This is a genomic window from Nostoc sp., assembly GCF_036917535.1.
In the GTDB taxonomy this organism is placed as follows: domain Bacteria; phylum Cyanobacteriota; class Cyanobacteriia; order Cyanobacteriales; family Nostocaceae; genus Nostoc.
Map to the genome: position 1 here is coordinate 36,393 of NZ_JBALDA010000090.1, position 16,329 is coordinate 52,721.

A 16,329-nucleotide genomic window follows, 5' to 3' on the forward strand; every position below is an offset into this window, starting at 1 on the left:
AAAATTTTCAGTTTGTCATATAATCTAATGACCAAAAATTAATATCAGGTTATATCTTGATTAAAGAGGATTTATTTTGTACTAAATCTCAAATTAAGAAGTTACAAATCCAGTCAGGAACAGTGTCAGCGCCCCATCTGTCCTATTCTGGAGATGGATAAATCAATAGTGTTGTGGGTGAGACTGTGTTTTTCAGCGTTGTGATACCGACTTATAATCGCCAACCGATTTTAGAAAAGTGCCTCCGCGCCTTGGAGGTGCAGGAGTTGAGTCAGCCAAGTTCGGTTACTGATTACGAGATTGTCTTAGTAGATGATGGTTCTACTGATGGCACATTGGAGTGGTTAACAGCACACAAAGAAGAGTTTCCCCATGTGCGCTGGTTTGAGCAAGATCATGCTGGTCCAGCTGCGGCTCGGAATTTGGGAGTAGAGAAGGCCCAGGGAGACACAATTATCTTTATTGATAGCGATTTAGTAGTGCTGAAGAATTTCCTGCAAGCTCATACTGATGCACTAGTGCTAGGGAAAGAGAAATTGGGGAGTGATCGCTTTTTCACTTACGGTGCAGTTATTAATACTTGTAATTTCAACAACCCAACGGCTGAATCCTACAAAGTCACAGATTTTTCAGCAGCTTTTTTTGCTACCGGAAATGTAGCAATCCCCAAACATTGGTTAGATAAAGCCGGACTTTTTGATACTAGTTTTCAACTCTATGGCTGGGAAGATTTAGAATTGGGTGTACGGTTGAAAAAACTAGGTTTGACATTAATTAAATGTCCAGAAGCCGTAGGATATCACTGGCATCCAGCATTTAACTTAGAGCAAATTCCCCGATTAATTGACCAAGAAATTCAACGCGGACGGATGGGAGTTTTATTTTATCAAAAGCATCCCACATGGGAAGTGCGAATGATGATTCAAATGACTTGGCTGCATCGCTTACTTTGGGGGATTCTTTCACTTAATGGTGCGTTAAATGAACGGACAATGGCTCCATTTTTGCAATGGCTAATTAACTTAGGTAAGCCTCAATTAGCTTTAGAAATTGCTCGAATTTTTCTCAACTGGTATAACGTGAAGGGTGTTTATGAAGCCTATGCTCAAATGCAGCAAATATTGTGATTTAAACGCCTTTGGGAAGTACCACAGTGTAATCAATCTGTTAAAACTTTGTTGGTCATATCGCGCATCTCAACTCAATACCTGATTCTCTGATGGTGAACGAACTGGCAGGATTGACTACCGTATAAACCAATACGCTTAGGTTAAGGCTAAAACTCTTTATCAAAGTCAACTTATTTAATGAACCGCAGAGATGCAGAGGAAACAGAGAGAAGAGAAAAAATGGGCGTTGCATAATGGCGGTATGAACTAGGCAGGAACTGGAACATCCCGAAATTTCAGATAGTGTAGTAATAATCGAATGGAAGATGAACTGGCGATCGCAATCTACACAAATGTGATGTTGATCTTCGGTTTTTGTTTAAGGGACTGTTATGTTCCCGGACGAGAGCGAATACAATCGGGTATATGATGGCGATCGCCTAATATTTCTAACAAAGGACCATTAACGTCAAGTTTAACCATACTTACCGACGCGACCAAAATATTCACTCTATAGCGATAGCGTCCCAAATCAATTCCTAGTAAACTGCAAAGCATAATCCGAATCGTGGCTTTATGGGAAACTACTAAAACATTACCTTGGGGATGTTTTTCTTGAATTTCAGCAATTACAGGCATAGAACGGTTAGCAACATCTACCGCAGTTTCTCCACCTAATGGTGCATTCCAAGCGGGTTCTGTCAACCATTTTACATAGTTTTGGGCGTAATTCTCTTGGGCAAAGGATTTACTCTTAGTTTCCCATTCGCCGTAACTACCTTCTCTAAGTCCGTCACGCAACTGCATATCCATACCGATAGCATTACAAAATGGCTTAGCAGTTGCAATTGTGCGCTTCATCGGGCTAACATAAACAGCTTCCCACAATAAGCTTTGATAAACATCGGCAAAACTCTCTGCCATCTGTATCCCTTCAGAGGTCAACTCCGCATCAGTTTCACCGCAGAAATTACCACTTTGACTAAAAGTAGTTTCTCCATGTCGCAGTAAATATAAATTGAGTGTCATAGCTTGTATCGCAATTGGGATCAAGGAGTTTGTGCAAAAATAAACTACCATCAATCTCGCAATCGAGTCTGTGACACCAAGACAAAGTAATCAACCAAAAAAGTCAATCAACCACAAACTTTTGATTTCATTGACAAAAGTAGCGGTAAGAGCTATTACTCTAGTTTGAGCCGGGATACGGATACCGTTGGCGAATTCTCCAAACAGCAAAACTGAACCGATTGAGAGCTTTCTGAGCAATTTTTGAACCATCGTAATAGATGGTTGTTCTCAGTAATATAAAGTTAATGACATTGTTTTTAACTCTATTGAGAATATACTTTGCTTCTTGACATAATGCGCCCGCCCTGCCCCTAGCAATCAAATTGAAGATTCATTGCTTGATGTAGGTTTCTAACTCAGATATGTTATTATGTCAAAATCGCCCCACCCATTAAGCGCTCATATCGATACTTCAACTCTTCTTTCATTAAATACCAACGCTCTAAAGTAACATCCATTTCTATTATTTTCTCCGCTGCTTGCCGCGCTAAAAGTAAAACTTCTTCATCGTCAACTAAACTGGCTAAGGTAAAATATGGCACTCCAGATTGACGAGTTCTCAGTACTTGCCCTGGGCCACGAAGACGCATATCCATCTCGGAAATAAAAAAATCATCCTGAGATTGTTCCAATACCTTCAAGCGTTGTTGAGCGTCAGGACTTCTGGAACTTACGAGATTGTCTTGGTAGATGATGGTTCTACTGATGGCGCATTGGAGTGGTTAGCAGCACACAAAGAAGAGTTTCCCCATGTGCGCTGGTTTGGGCAAGATCATGCTGGTCCAGCTGCGGCTTGGAATTTGGGAGTAGAGAAGGCGCAGGGAGACACAATTATCTTTATTAATAGTGATTTGGTAGTGTTGAAGAATTTCCTGCAAGCTCATGAGTCGGCGCTAGTGCAGGGAAAGCAGAAATTGGGAAGCGATCGCTTTTTCACTTACGGTGCAGTTATTAATACTTGCAATTTCCACAACCCAACGGCCGAACCCTACAAAATCACAGATTTTTCAGCAGCTTTTTTTGCTACTGGAAATGTAGCAATTCCCAAACATTGGTTAGATAAAGCGGGACTTTTTGATACTAGTTTTCAACTCTATGGCTGGGAAGATTTAGAATTAGGTGTGCGGCTAAAAAAACTAGGTTTGACACTAATTAAATGTCCCGAAGCCGTAGGATATCACTGGCATCCAGCATTTAACTTAGAGCAAATTCCCCGATTAATTGACCAAGAAATTCAACGCGGACGGATGGGAGTTTTATTTTATCAGAAGCATCCTACATGGGAAGTGCGAATGATGATTCAAATGACTTGGCTGCATCGCTTACTTTGGGGCATTCTTTCACTCAATAGCACACTTAATGAACGGACAATGGCTCCATTTTTGCAATGGCTAATTAACTTAGGTAAGCCTGAATTAGCTTTAGAAATTGCTAGAATTTTTCTCAACTGGTATAACGTGAAGGGTATTTATGAAGCCTATGCTCAAATGCAGCAAGCATTGTGATTAACCCGGATTTCTCATAAAGCCTGAGAAAATAGGAGTTAAAAACTGCCAAAATATTTATCGCATAAGAATTCTACGAATTTTAAGCATGATCCCTCAAAAAATAGAGTTAAATCGTCTGTTTGGTTTGGAAGCATTACAGTTCGATGGTCTCATAACAAAATAAGTTGCACATCGCCTAACCATTAGGCAAGGCAAAGCGACTAAAACACATATAATAAAACTTTAGCGACCAAAGAGAAGAGCAACACAACAGATGACGGATAACCAATTCAACTTTGATGTGTTTTTGTGCCATAACAGTGAAGACAAACCTGCTGTCATAAAAATTGCTCAAAAACTCAGAGAATTAGGTATTTTACCCTGGTTTGATCAATGGGAACTCCGTCCTGGTTTCTCTTGGCAGAAGAGTCTGGAGATGCAAATTGAGCAAATAAAAAGTGCTGCTGTGTTTGTTGGTAAAAGTGGAGTTGGCCCTTGGCAGGAAATGGAACTCAGGGCTTTTCTAGAAGAATTTGTGCATCGAGGTTTACCTGTAATACCAGTTTTGTTACCAGATGCACCTTCTTTTGTCGAGCTACCCGTATTCTTGCGTGGAATAACTTGGGTAGATTTTCGCGAAGAAGATTCTGAGGAAATTGCTTTAAGGAGGTTGATATGGGGTATTACAGGTACAAATCCGTCATCAAATCTCATAGAAATTGAATCAGTATCAAGCGATAGTTTAAAACCAGCCACATTAAATGAAGTATTTCGCACTATTGGAATACCAGATTTTACTTATGTTGAACCATCAAATTATCGAGATGTTGTAAACGATATTTTTGAACGAGGTAAACACATATTAATTTATGGCCCATCTGGATCTGGAAAAACATGCTTAATCCGTCGAATTTTCTCTGACCTTGGTTGGAAAGAGGATGATAATTATCAGTTCATCTCTTCTCTAGATGATGATGCTGATCAAATAGTAAAGAAGTTACTAAATGACTCTCTGACTGGTACGAAGACAATTCCTATAGTGATTGATGACTTTCATGTTTTGACTCAGGAAACAAGAATTTATCTAGCTAGGAAGCTTAGACAGCTTTCTGAGAAAGTGTTTAAGATAGAAGAAAAAGAATCAATATCTAAATTTATTCTAATTGGTATTTCAACTTCTCCATCTGACCTTCTTCATGGTGGCTTAGATTTGGGAAGGAGACTAGGCATTTATAAAATGCCATTCCCACGATCCAGTGATTTAAATAGCCTTATTGAGCAAGGGGAAAGGAAATTATCAATTCAGTTCTCCAATCGTGATGGTATTGTTGAGGATTCATCAAATAGCTTTTATATTTGTCAATATCTGTGCCAAAGAATATGTATTGAATCTGGGATTAAGCAAACTTTAGATTCAACAACTACACTAAATTATCCAATTGAGGATGCTAGAAGGCATCTGGTAACAGAGCTTTCTGAACGTTTTAAGCCTTTTCTTATATCTTTTGTTCAAAATTCAGGAACGTCTAGAGATGAATGGCTTCCCTTTATCGCTATCATCGCTGTCATATCAAGCTTGCCTGATTCTCAAATAGCACTAGCTCGTATAGTATCTATGTCTGGGGATTTGGGTATAGCTATAAATGCTATGAAGGAAAAAATTTTACCTTCTATTAATGCCAGTGCGGAAGACGGGGGATTTAGGAAGGTCTTTCATTATTCTGAAAGCACTAAATTGCTATCTCTTGAAGATCCAACGCTCAGATATTATTTAAATCATCTTGATATAAATGATTTTATTCATTCCGTTGGTATCTCACCTGAACAATCCCAGCAGATCCTTGATATGACTCGCAAAATAAGAAGCATAGATGGACGCATAACTGTTAATTTAGTAACAGGAATAACTATGTCAGAAACGAGGCGAGAGGAAGTTTTCATTAGTTATAGCCACGCAGATGCAGAATGGTTGCCAAAGTTACAAACACGTCTGAAGCCTATGATCCGCAACAAGTCAATCACTGTTTGGGTTGATACTCAAATTAGGGTAGGAATGTTATGGCGTAATGAAATCAGTAAAGCAATAGAACGCGCAAAAGTAGCAGTTTTACTGGTAAGTCCTGACTTTCTGGCATCAGATTTTATTGCCGAGAATGAGTTACCCCCATTGTTAGATGCTGCTCAGGCAGAAGGACTCACCATCATTTGGATACCGTTAAGTTATAGCAGCTACGAAGAAACAGAAATTGAAAAGTATCAGGCAGCGCACTCTCCCAGACAACCTATAGACAGCCTGAGCATAGCAGAACAAAATCGAGCCTTGGTGGACATCTGTAAAAAGATTAAAGCAGCATCGCTGATATGATTAAGGTAATTGCACTTTTGTCAAGATAGTGGAGGAAAAGAAGACAAATCTAGCTTAGATACTGGTTTTTATGGTGTTTTATGTTTATACGTTAAATTATCCTATTTTTGAATCTAATTTAAGGATGTATCAATTAAATTTTCTTAAATTTTGTTCAAGTTAATGATTTTTTCTCACTTGTGAGAAATCCGGGTTAAGAACCAATTAAACTTTTATTTATCCGGTCAAATTACGTTAAAATCGCCCCACCCATCAAACGCTCATATCGATACTTCAACTCTTCTTTCATTAAATACCAACGCTCTAAAGTAACATCCATCTCTATAATTTTCTCCGCTGCTTGCCGCGCTAAAAGTAAAACTTCCTCATCGTCAACCAAACTCGCTAAGGTAAAATCTGGCACTCCAGATTGACGAGTTCCCAGTACTTGCCCTGGGCCGCGAAAACGCATATCCATCTCAGAGATGAAAAAGCCATCCTGAGATTGTTCCAATACCTTCAACCGTTGTTGAGCATCAGGACTTCTAGAACTGCTCATCAATAAACAGTAGGACTGAGCCGCACCCCGACCAACACGCCCCCGCAGTTGGTGCAGTTGTGATAGCCCAAATCGCTCTGCATTTTCAATGAGCATTACTGTAGCATTAGGTACGTCTACACCAACCTCAACAACGGTAGTAGAAACCAAAATTTGCGTTTGGTTATCGCGGAATTTGGTTATAGCGTCGTCTTTTTCGGCTGAACTCATGCGACCGTGTAGCAACCCAACTTGAAAGTCAGGAAAAACGCTTTCCTGTAACTTTTGATGCTCGTCAACAGCCGATCGCAAATCTAATTTTTCTGATTCTTCCACTAAAGGCAAAACCACATAAACTTGTCTACCTTGGACAATTTCTCGGCGCATCAGGTCGTAAGCATGGTTGCGTTGCTGACCTGACAATACTGTTGTCTGAATCTTTTGCCGTCCCGGTGGTAACTCATCAATTTGGCTCACATCCAAATCTCCGTGTATCGTCAGTGCTAAGGTTCGGGGAATTGGAGTAGCTGTCATAGTTAACACATGAGGTTGATTGCCTTTTTGCTGCAAACGTGCCCGTTGTTCTACCCCGAAGCGATGCTGTTCATCTATGACTACTAATCCTAGTTGTTGGAAGTTTACAGGGTCTTGAATCAAGGCATGGGTTCCTATTAACAGAGGTAATTCACCAGTTACTAGCTGAGAATGTATTTGCCTTCGTTTCGCAGTTTTTGTAGAGCCTGTAAGTAATTCCACTGGTAAATGCAGTAGATTAAACCAGCTAACTAACTTGCGATAATGTTGTTCTGCCAAAACTTCTGTAGGAGCCATCAGCGCTGCTTGGTAGCCAGATTGAATTGCTGCAAGGATAGCCAGCACGGCGACGACTGTTTTACCAGAACCGACATCACCTTGCACCAAACGATTCATTGGCACAGGTTTTTGTAAATCGTTGAGAATGTCGTTGAGAACTCGTTGCTGTGCGCCAGTGAGTTGAAAAGGCAGTATTTCGTGAAATTTCTCTACAAGTTGACCGCGTGGGACAAGGATGGCGCTGGTTTGAATCGCTCTTGCTTGCTGCTGACGTTGCAGTAACCCAAGTTGCAGGTAGAAAAATTCGTCAAAAACTAAGCGACGACGGGCAACTTGTAGGACGGCGCTATCGCTGGGAAAATGGATATTAGCGATCGCATCTTTTAATTCCATCAAACCATACTTCTGCCGCAAACCACTTGGCAAAGGGTCTTTCAGGTTAGCCGCAGCGGGTAAAGCAGCAATTACCGCCTGTCGCACTGTATTCGCCACCACGCCTTCAGTTAGTCCATAAATTGGCACTACCCGCCCAATATTTAGCGACTCAATCGTATCTCCTGGATTTGCCAAAACCTCTAGTTCTGGATTATCCAGTGTCAATCCGTATTTGCTTTCTTTCACCAACCCACAGGCTGCTAGAATGCTACCTACTGGATAACGGCGTTTTAAACTTTCTTGCCAAGCGCGACTGCTAAAGCGCGTACCTGCGTAAAAACGACCAATTTTGATTTGACCGCTGTTATCTTTTACTACCAATTCTAAAATTGATAATTTCTGATTTTTAGGGCTAGTAAAGCAGTTGCAACGCTTCACTGTAGCCACTATTGTCACCGTCTCACCCGCTTGTAACTCGCGGATATTCACTTGACGCGCATAATCAATATGGTCACGAGGATAGTAGAAAAGCAAGTCACGGACGGTATGTAAACCAAGCCGTGCCAAATTATCAGCTTTTTTAAAACCTATTTCTGGTAAATCACTGAGTTTTTGCTCAATTTTTGGTGCAAGTCTCCGACTCACTTCAGTAACAATTGGAGATTTTGGATTTTTAATTTTGGATTTATAAATTCTCCCTTGCTCCTCTGCTCCCTTGCTCCCCTGCTCCCCCTCCTTCCGCTGCTCCTCTTGCTGTAGTTGGGAAAGATACCTACGAGTCTCTGCTACTAAATGCTGCCTTTCTTCCAGTGCTAGATGTGGATAACTAGCAAATTGCACCGCTAATCCTTGCCAACGGCGGCGTTCAATTTGAGGTAAGCCTGTTGGGAATTTGCCCAAAGTTAGGCTGAGAAATTCACTGAAACGGTATTCTCTGCCCATCAAATCTGTAAAGCCACGTTCAGCTTCTATTGCCAAGGCTTTGTGCAATCGTATCCAATCTGGTTTTTCATTAATCATTAATCATTGGTCATTTGACTCTGGACAAAGGACTAATCCTCAAACCAACTAGCGCGCCATGCAGCTTCCGCTTCAGCGATCGCCTTTTCTTTATGTCTCTTTTGATACTCTCGTCCTAGCTTATTTAGCTTAACTAAAATACTGCGGATTTGCCTGCGCTCAGAGGAAAGTGTCACATCAGCAAATTCAATTTCTCCTAGCCGCAGGTTAATAGCCATGATTTGAGTCAGTCCAGAATCTTCTGAGTGTTGCTCATTTTCAATTTCAATTACTAAGTTTAATAAATTGGGTGGCCCCGGCATTACCTCAGCAGATGCTTCTGATGCTGCCGCCGCCGCTGCTAAAATCGGTTCTGGTAATTTTTTCGGTAATACTCGAGCTTTTTGTAACAAAAGATTAGCATCGTGCGAAAGTTTTTTCAGTATCTCTTGCATGACCTCTTCTAATTTCTGTTGCCATTTTGCCAGTTCTATAGGATCGGAGGTGTTGGCAGTGAGATACTGAGAATTAGAAGTGGAAAGAAATAGTGAAGATGAAGAAGATGTTACTTCCTTATCCACCTCATCCACCTCATCCATCTCATCTCCCTCATCCACCTCATCTTCCTCTGATTCTTCACTTTTAAGATAAATGAGCAATTGTTCAGCTGCCAGTTGACCCAACTTGCGGATGGCTTGTTGCAATTGTTGGCGCTGATTCAATGACAAATGCAGAAAGTTTTCGGGATATCCTTGGGTACAGAGGTGATAACTCGCGAGAATCAACTGTTTGCGTACGGCTAGCCCCAAGGTGTTTAGATAACTAGCATAAGCGCTTTGTAGTTCGATTGCGATCGCCCGGATCGCTTCTTGGAGTGCTGCAATATCCTGCTCAATTCGCTCGATTGCTCTTGCCATATTTTTCGCTCTTGCCCATCTGAACCATTACATAGTACAAATGTACAAACTTATTTTAGGATAACTTTTTAGAGAATTTTAGATTTTAAATTAAATGCGAAATTTTCTGTCTTTACTAAATAAAATACAGGTCAAGCAAATCACCTGACCTGTTTTGTAAAGAGTTATTAGTCATTCGTCATTTATCCTTGGTAAAAACTAATGACTAATGACTAATATTACTTGGTGCCCATTTGTGCAGCGACTTCATCAGCAAAGCTCATTTCTTGCTTTTCAATGCCTTCGCCCAGTATATAACGGACAAAGCGAGTCACTTGAATCTCTTCGCCTAATTGTGCTTTCACTTGCTTTATCAAGTCTTCCACGGAAATACTCTGATCGCGAATGTAAGGCTGATCGAGCAAAGTCAATTCTTTCAAGCGTTTTTCAATCCGTCCCTGAACAATTTTTTCTTTGATGTTTTCAGGCTTGTTCGCCAAATCATCCTTGCCCATTTCAATGTCTTTTTCTTTTTGGGCAACTTCGGCGGGGATTTGGTCTACACTTACATACTCAACATTAGGACAAGCCGCAACTTGCATTGCAGTGTTCCGTGCCAAGGTTTGGAACTCTGAATTAGCAGCTACTGACTCAGTTTTGGAACCTAGTTCTACTAATACACCAACTCGACCGCCAGTGTGAATGTAGCTGTCTACTACACCTTGTGTGCCCTCTGCTATTGCAAAATTAACAAAGCGACGCACTTGGATATTTTCACCAAGGGTGGCAATGGTTTGCTTGATAAATTCTTCTACAGTCGCACTTTCATTATCAATATAGGGTTGAGCCAACAAAGACTCAACACTATCAGCAGTAGCTGCTTGCTTTGCTAGATTCTTAACTAAAGCTTTAAAAGCCTCGTTACGAGCAACAAAGTCGGTTTGGCAGTTGACTTCTATAAGTACACCCACTCGACCTCCGGGCTGAATGTAAGTGTCAACTAGACCTTCTGCCGCAATGCGATCGCTTTTTGTCCCCGCCTTAGAGATGCCCTTTTTCCGTAGCCAGTCTGCGGCTTCTTCTACGTTACCTTCAGTCTCTATCAGCGCTTTTTTGCAGTCCATCATGCCAGCACCAGTTTTTTGGCGTAGCTCTTGGACGAGTTTTGCAGATATTTCCGCCATTTTGCCTCAATTCCTAACTTGACCTTGAGTTGTAATCACTCACCTAATTTAGTACTGAGTGCTGAGTTTTGAGTGTTCAGTTATCAATTTTATTCTTCATTGACAAATCACAACTTACAACTTCAAAAATCAAGACTCAGCACTATCCAATTTGCTAAGTGTTTCTATCTTACAGAAAGTCGGCGGTAAAGCCCACTCCAACAAGAGGGATGAGATGAACCGCCGCCCGCCGACTTGAGGCATGGGGTATTGGTGGCTTTTCCCATGCCCCATACCCTATGCCCACGAAATCCCACTTCTTTTAGGGGTGGGATGAGCTTACTCAGCACTCAGCACTATTCTTCTGTTTCCTCGTCGGGAATTACGGCATCAGTATATTCGGTTTCTTCGTAGTCATCGTCATACTCACTACCGTCGTAATCTTCGTAATCATCTTCAACATCCAGCTGACCGTGACGACCTTCATAAATGGCATCTGCCAATTTTCCGACTATCAGCTTAATCGATCTAATAGCATCGTCGTTTGCTGGAATGGGGATATCTACTACATCGGGGTCACAGTTTGTATCCAGCATGGACACAATGGGAATATTCAGCTTTTGGCATTCTTGAACTGCGTTATATTCCCGGCGTTGGTCTACGATTACCACGATATCAGGCACTTTTCGCATTGTTTTAATGCCGCCCAAGTATTTCTGAAGCTTCGTCATTTCCCGACGTAGCATTGATGCTTCTTTTTTCGGCAATAAATCTAGTGCGCCAGTTTCTTCACGGCGTTCTAAATCTTTTAGACGGTCAACCCGTGTTTTGATGGTTGCCCAGTTGGTCAACATTCCACCCAACCAGCGTTGGTTAATGTAGTGGGAACCACAACGGCTAGCTTCTTGGGCAATAATTCCAGCTGCTTGGCGCTTAGTGCCGACAAAAAGAAATTTTTTCCCTTGTTCTGCGTGCGATCGCATATAGTTATAAGCATTATCCATCAACTGGGCAGTTTGCACCAAGTCGATAATATGCACACCATTGCGGGAAGTATAAATGTAAGGAGACATTTTTGGATTCCAACGCCGGGTCTGATGCCCAAAGTGAACTCCTGACTCCATCATTTGAGCCAATGAAACTACTGGCATATATTTTTCAACTCCGATTCGGGTTAAACCTCCATCCAAGTGTATTTCCCAATCGGGAAACACCCGAATTCTTAGATGTGCGAGATTAGTTAACCATACTAGGTTAACATATTCTGAAGAGTTATAGTTGCTTGACCAAGTGAGGTCAAGAAAATAGTACTGCCTACTCAACAATCGGGCAGCACTAGTAATGAAAATCTTGCTGTTTTAAATATCTACTCGCGGTCTTCTCGATCTTCGGGTTTAGGTTTTTGTCGCCGTTGTTCGATCTGATCGTCGATAGTTTCTCTCATTTTGCGATCGGCAGCGTCCATTGCAGAATACTTAAAGCGGTTGATTATACCACTAAACAAGTTGCCAAAGAATCTTTCAATTTCTTGCATAATTTTATACCTCAGTATTTAAAGTAAATTTTTGACTCTACATTAATCTTGGACTTTATAGTGAAAGTAGGAAATAAAACGCTAACGTGTCCTTGAAGTATCTGTTAATCTCTTAGCGTCTCTGGGTGCTTAGAGGGCTGGCGGTTTATTAATCCTTTGATTCAGTTTTGCTTGGGAATTACTGTATAAAACAGTCTTCTCAATTAAATTAGTATTGTTGAGACTTACTAGATTGAAATGCGCTAGAGATTCATCTATTATATTCTGTCTCAGGTAATAAATGTAGCAAAAACATAGGTAACAAATTGTCTACTTGGCAATCTTGTTTTTTTTAGCAACAAAAGTTTCTAGTTCATCAACTTGAGTTATTTCGGGAATTTCTGAATGTTCAGGTGTGTCTCTTCATGGTTGAACCGCTTTTTTAACCCACTGTATGATCGTATTATGGTTAACTCCCGTTTGCCGATTACTCAATAGTATCGGGGTCTAGATTGAGCGAGCGCAACCTTGCCTTTAACTGTTCTATCTGCAACTCTGCCTGTTCTGCTCGTTGGCGTTCCTGTTCTGCTCGTTGGCGTTCCTGTTCTGCTCGTTGGCGTTCCTGTTCTGCTCGTTGGCGTTCTTGTTCTACTAGTTCTTCTGCTTGCTGTCTTGCTAAAATTTCTTGCCTTAAAGCCTCTACCAGTTCATCAGGTATCAGTAATTTTTCCCCTGTATCCTCTCGATAAAATCCAATTAGCCTTCCCTCAACCACCAAGCGTAGTTGTAACGGTTCACTGCGTCCATCTTGTATCGGTTCGTAGATTTCTCCCCGCAGGCGATAGCCACGTAACTGTTGTTCTACCCACTCGCTTTTAGGGTCAAATAGCCAGTATTCGTTGACACCTAACTGCTCATATAGGGTCTTTTTGAAGATTTCGTCTTGTCCCTTAGTCCCAAAGGATGTCATTTCAAAAATAACTGTGGGTACTTGACCCTCTTCCCAAACTTTATAGTTGTCCCGACCACCAGGTGCAACATCAAAAATCACCATTACATCTGGGGCTACCCGCAACTTGGGAAAGCCCTGTGCATAGTAAAGAAATTGATTTCCCAATACTGTTGCCTGACGATTTGCCAGATACTGTTTGAGGACTTCTAAGGTAGTTAGTAAAGCATAAAGGTGGTCGTAGGTTTCTGCCACTGGTTGACCATCAGCACTGGGGTAGAAGATTTCTGATTCGACACTAACAGGTAAAGTAGCCGTCACGTCGCTTTGCTCCGAATTCAAAATTTAAAATTCAAAATTCAAAATTAAGAATTTCCATAAATAAGTTAACTTGCTTTGTATCCTTTTATGTTTTGGTCATGGTTGTAAAATCTAGTGCTACAAGATTATCTTAGAGCAAATTCTAATTTCCCCTAATTTGGAATTTGGAAGCTTTGCAAAATGTAACTGGATAACTCACAAAATCCATTGCCTTCGGCAGCTGCGGTTATATAAACGGGCTGATGTTGCAATTTATCTGCATATTCCAGCACATTTGCCACGCCTACAGAAACAGGAAAATAACGGTGATCGAATAAACTTTCATCATTGGGACTATCGCCTACAGTGACAATTTGTTCTGGTGAATAATCAGGCAAATATTCGCGCAATACCTGCAACAATCCCACAGCTTTATCTTGTCCTTGGGGTTTAATGTGACACTGCACGTTGCTATAGGTAAATCCCCAACCCATTTGTTGACAGAGATTATTTAGGGTTTGTAGTTGGTTTTCACGCAAACCAGCTACATCAAAAGTCCAGTCGGTGATGCGAAAGCAATTATCAGCAGATTCTTGGATTTGGGGAAATTTAGTTTGTAAATTCTCAAAAGTCGTAGCTAAGTGCTGGCGATGTTGAACTAAATCAAAAATGGGTGTTAAGACTATTGGTTTCTGATTTCCAGGTGGAAAGTACAAACCGCCATTTTCTGCCATCGCACCTGCCACTGGCATTAAACTACTCAATCCACTTACCCACCCAGCAGAACGTCCTGTGACAATTAGCACTTTAATATCAGCTGCGGCTAAATCCTCTAAAGCTTGTAGCAGTGCTGGAGTAAATTTTCCTCGTCTAGTCAGAGTGCCATCCATATCTGTGGCTATCAAACGAATCTTGCTAAAGCTTGTAGATGAAACCTCAGATAGGGGAGAGAGGCTCAAATGTCTGGACATATACGGTTTGTAAAAGGCTGTAAAAAATATTAATCATACAGCAAGATGACCTTGAAGATTTGGGCATCCTAAACATCAGGAGTCAAGTTTTTCAGTTTCCAACCATGTCCACTTCAATGTTTCTTGCCCAATCCTCTGGGAAAAAGACTACTAAAAAGGCATCCCAGGAAGTGCCAGCAAATAATCCTGAAATACCATCATTATTGTTGGTAACTTCTGGAGGACTGGCTTTAGTGGTGATTGCTTTGATTGTGTATAGTAAACTCCAGATGGATAAGCTGGAGAAAAAACTTAAGTTTGAACAATTTCGCGCGCGAGAACTAGAGAAGAAGTTTAAGCTGGCGCTGGAAACAATTCGCAAAATGGAAACTAATCCCGATTTGGTCAACTCACGGGACTTTAACCTGGATTATCTGCGAATGCGGATGTCAGAAGAGGTGTTTCATTTTGCAATCCTTAATCAAGTGAAGATTCAGATTAAAGATAAAGTTACTCAAGCGCTGCGTCCAAATCAAGCACAACTTGGATCAGTTGGAATTGCTAATAGCGCTGGACGGCAGGTAGATGAAATTTTTGATGTAGAGTATGAGACTGGTAGTCCAGGGAACTCTGCCAAGCGAGTGCTGTTTCGGATTCAAATCCGGTTAATGAAGTTACCGACGCAAGCAACTTCTGCGACTATTAGTCAAATTATTGACTGTATAGAAACTTACCTAAGCCCCATAGAAGACGAAGATAGTTGGCAACCAACAATTCAAGGTCGGATTGCTACCATGCATTGGGATCAAAAGGCTAAACCTACGCCTCTACTGGTGCTGGAACAATCGAATGAAGGGGTAAATGTGACTTTTCGCACTAGTCGCCAACCAAATGCCCCAACTCAGCCAAAGTCATCTGGAATGAAAAAATCAGGCTCGGCTAGACAATAAATTATTTATAGATGATATTTTTGTCAATGCGTAAGTCCTAGTAAGTTCAAAAATCAAAGCGGATTCCTACTGGTGATATTTATTTGCGTCACAGCTTAGTTATCAGTTGTGATTTCTCACTTTGGAATCATGACTAGATGGGTGTATTTGAGGAATTACGGGTTAAAAGACCATCTTCCATTTCTACAATGCGATCGGCTATGTCTAAAATGCGGTTGTCGTGTGTCACTAATAAGATAGTAGTTCCCTGATTTTTGGCCAGGCTCTGCATTATTTCCACGACATCGCGTCCTGATTGTTTATCTAATGCTGCTGTTGGTTCGTCTGCTAGTACCAAGGGGGGACGATTCACTAAGGCGCGGGCGATCGCAATTCTTTGCTTTTGTCCACCAGAAAGATTGTCTGGGTAATAATCAACTCGTTCTTCTAGACCAACAGACCTTAGCATAGCTTTTGATTTTGCCATTGCTTCTGTTTGAGAAATATTATCGTTCAATTCCACTGCCATTTGCACATTTTGCTTGGCTGTCAAGAACCCTAGCAAATTGTGAGCTTGGAAAATATAACCAATGTTGCGTCGCATCTGCACTAATTTGTTTTGACTGACGCCAATAAGTTCTTCACCTAAAAATTTTAAACTTCCTTGTTGTACAGACCGCAAACCACCAATTAAGCTCAGTAATGTTGTTTTACCTGAACCTGATGGCCCGGTCATAATCACAATCTCACCTGGAGAAATTTCTAGGTTAATATCAAATAATATCTGTTTTCTCAGTGCGCCTTTGCCATAGAAGTGATTGAGATTTTTAATGGCGATTACAGGTTCCTTTTCCATCATATTTTTGTTTGAGTTATAAATTAATTGTAGTTAA

General features: G+C 41.0%; 15 protein-coding genes and 1 pseudogene. 5 read left to right on the forward strand and 11 right to left on the reverse strand.

What is annotated here, in order from left to right; translation table 11 throughout:
* Positions 1-173: 173 nt before the first annotated feature.
* Positions 174-1,127 (forward strand): glycosyltransferase family 2 protein, encoded by a 954-nt coding sequence (locus V7K56_RS28530; RefSeq protein WP_334916023.1) that lies wholly within the window; start codon positions 174-176, stop codon positions 1,125-1,127.
* 372 nt (positions 1,128-1,499) lie between these two features.
* Here V7K56_RS28530 and V7K56_RS28535 read toward each other — a convergent pair whose 3' ends face one another.
* From V7K56_RS28535 to V7K56_RS28545, 3 genes and pseudogenes are all read right to left on the reverse strand, one after another.
* Positions 1,500-2,138 (reverse strand): histidine phosphatase family protein, encoded by a 639-nt coding sequence (locus V7K56_RS28535; RefSeq protein ID WP_334916025.1) that lies wholly within the window; start codon positions 2,136-2,138, stop codon positions 1,500-1,502.
* A 90-nt stretch (positions 2,139-2,228) separates the two neighbouring features.
* Positions 2,229-2,390, reverse strand: coding sequence for a hypothetical protein (locus tag V7K56_RS28540; RefSeq protein WP_334916027.1), 162 nt, complete (start codon positions 2,388-2,390; stop codon positions 2,229-2,231).
* Between the two features lie 158 nt (positions 2,391-2,548).
* Positions 2,549-2,851 (reverse strand): annotated as a pseudogene (locus V7K56_RS28545) (ATP-dependent DNA helicase RecG); the annotation flags it as partial.
* On the opposite strand from V7K56_RS28545, the gene V7K56_RS28550 reads away from it, so the two are divergent.
* Together V7K56_RS28550 and V7K56_RS28555 are read left to right on the forward strand one after the other, a co-directional pair.
* Positions 2,804-3,685, forward strand: a complete 882-nt coding sequence (locus tag V7K56_RS28550; protein WP_442940207.1) for a glycosyltransferase family 2 protein — start codon at positions 2,804-2,806, stop codon at positions 3,683-3,685. The pseudogene V7K56_RS28545 and the gene V7K56_RS28550 overlap by 48 nt on opposite strands.
* Positions 3,686-3,941: 256 nt before the next feature.
* On the forward strand, positions 3,942-6,032 hold the full coding sequence (locus tag V7K56_RS28555; protein ID WP_334916029.1) for a TIR domain-containing protein: 2,091 nt from the start codon (positions 3,942-3,944) through the stop codon (positions 6,030-6,032).
* Positions 6,033-6,261: 229 nt separating this feature from the next.
* Here V7K56_RS28555 and recG read toward each other — a convergent pair whose 3' ends face one another.
* The 4 genes from recG to rpsB form a co-directional block, all read right to left on the reverse strand.
* Positions 6,262-8,757 (reverse strand): ATP-dependent DNA helicase RecG, encoded by a 2,496-nt coding sequence (recG, locus tag V7K56_RS28560; protein ID WP_334916031.1) that lies wholly within the window; start codon positions 8,755-8,757, stop codon positions 6,262-6,264.
* Between the two features lie 32 nt (positions 8,758-8,789).
* Complete coding sequence (locus V7K56_RS28565) at positions 8,790-9,653, reverse strand: hypothetical protein (RefSeq protein WP_334916033.1); 864 nt, start codon at positions 9,651-9,653, stop codon at positions 8,790-8,792.
* Positions 9,654-9,871: 218 nt separating this feature from the next.
* Positions 9,872-10,816 carry a translation elongation factor Ts gene (gene tsf / locus V7K56_RS28570; protein ID WP_334916035.1) on the reverse strand — a complete coding sequence of 315 codons (945 nt, stop codon included), beginning with the start codon at positions 10,814-10,816 and terminating at the stop codon, positions 9,872-9,874.
* Positions 10,817-11,151: 335 nt separating this feature from the next.
* A complete protein-coding gene (rpsB, locus tag V7K56_RS28575; RefSeq protein WP_190913288.1) occupies positions 11,152-11,946 on the reverse strand; it encodes a 30S ribosomal protein S2 in 795 nt (264 codons plus the stop codon).
* Here rpsB and V7K56_RS28580 point away from each other — a divergent pair.
* Entirely contained in the window at positions 11,871-12,035 is a 165-nt protein-coding gene (locus tag V7K56_RS28580; RefSeq protein ID WP_334916521.1) for a hypothetical protein, read from the forward strand. The genes rpsB and V7K56_RS28580 overlap by 76 nt on opposite strands.
* Before the next feature lie 126 nt (positions 12,036-12,161).
* Here V7K56_RS28580 and V7K56_RS28585 read toward each other — a convergent pair whose 3' ends face one another.
* The 3 genes from V7K56_RS28585 to V7K56_RS28595 form a co-directional block, all read right to left on the reverse strand.
* The gene (locus tag V7K56_RS28585) at positions 12,162-12,329 is read right to left on the reverse strand and encodes a hypothetical protein (RefSeq protein WP_322699371.1); all 168 of its coding nucleotides are present in this window, start codon (positions 12,327-12,329) and stop codon (positions 12,162-12,164) included.
* Between the two features lie 466 nt (positions 12,330-12,795).
* Complete coding sequence (locus V7K56_RS28590; protein WP_334916041.1) at positions 12,796-13,578, reverse strand: Uma2 family endonuclease; 783 nt, start codon at positions 13,576-13,578, stop codon at positions 12,796-12,798.
* Positions 13,579-13,730: 152 nt separating this feature from the next.
* The gene (locus tag V7K56_RS28595; RefSeq protein WP_334916043.1) at positions 13,731-14,528 is read right to left on the reverse strand and encodes an HAD family hydrolase; all 798 of its coding nucleotides are present in this window, start codon (positions 14,526-14,528) and stop codon (positions 13,731-13,733) included.
* Positions 14,529-14,632: 104 nt separating this feature from the next.
* Between V7K56_RS28595 and V7K56_RS28600 the strand changes: the two genes are divergently transcribed.
* Complete coding sequence (locus V7K56_RS28600; protein ID WP_334916045.1) at positions 14,633-15,457, forward strand: hypothetical protein; 825 nt, start codon at positions 14,633-14,635, stop codon at positions 15,455-15,457.
* 133 nt (positions 15,458-15,590) lie between these two features.
* On the opposite strand, the gene V7K56_RS28605 is transcribed toward V7K56_RS28600, so the two are convergent.
* A complete protein-coding gene (locus V7K56_RS28605; protein ID WP_334916047.1) occupies positions 15,591-16,295 on the reverse strand; it encodes a DevA family ABC transporter ATP-binding protein in 705 nt (234 codons plus the stop codon).
* Positions 16,296-16,329: the final 34 nt, after the last annotated feature.

What these genes read in the sequence shown, in the direction of transcription:
- V7K56_RS28605 (WP_334916047.1), bottom strand. Translation starts at nt 16,295, where the DNA reads ATGATGGAAAAGGAACCTGTAATCGCCATTAAAAATCTCAATCACTTC.
- V7K56_RS28540 (WP_334916027.1), bottom strand. Translation starts at nt 2,390, where the DNA reads ATGGTTCAAAAATTGCTCAGAAAGCTCTCAATCGGTTCAGTTTTGCTG.
- V7K56_RS28535 (WP_334916025.1), bottom strand. Translation starts at nt 2,138, where the DNA reads ATGACACTCAATTTATATTTACTGCGACATGGAGAAACTACTTTTAGT.
- tsf (WP_334916035.1), bottom strand. Translation starts at nt 10,816, where the DNA reads ATGGCGGAAATATCTGCAAAACTCGTCCAAGAGCTACGCCAAAAAACT.
- rpsB (WP_190913288.1), bottom strand. Translation starts at nt 11,946, where the DNA reads ATGCCAGTAGTTTCATTGGCTCAAATGATGGAGTCAGGAGTTCACTTT.
- V7K56_RS28555 (WP_334916029.1), top strand. Translation starts at nt 3,942, where the DNA reads ATGACGGATAACCAATTCAACTTTGATGTGTTTTTGTGCCATAACAGT.
- V7K56_RS28595 (WP_334916043.1), bottom strand. Translation starts at nt 14,528, where the DNA reads ATGTCCAGACATTTGAGCCTCTCTCCCCTATCTGAGGTTTCATCTACA.
- recG (WP_334916031.1), bottom strand. Translation starts at nt 8,757, where the DNA reads ATGATTAATGAAAAACCAGATTGGATACGATTGCACAAAGCCTTGGCA.
- V7K56_RS28600 (WP_334916045.1), top strand. Translation starts at nt 14,633, where the DNA reads ATGTCCACTTCAATGTTTCTTGCCCAATCCTCTGGGAAAAAGACTACT.
- V7K56_RS28585 (WP_322699371.1), bottom strand. Translation starts at nt 12,329, where the DNA reads ATGCAAGAAATTGAAAGATTCTTTGGCAACTTGTTTAGTGGTATAATC.
- V7K56_RS28565 (WP_334916033.1), bottom strand. Translation starts at nt 9,653, where the DNA reads ATGGCAAGAGCAATCGAGCGAATTGAGCAGGATATTGCAGCACTCCAA.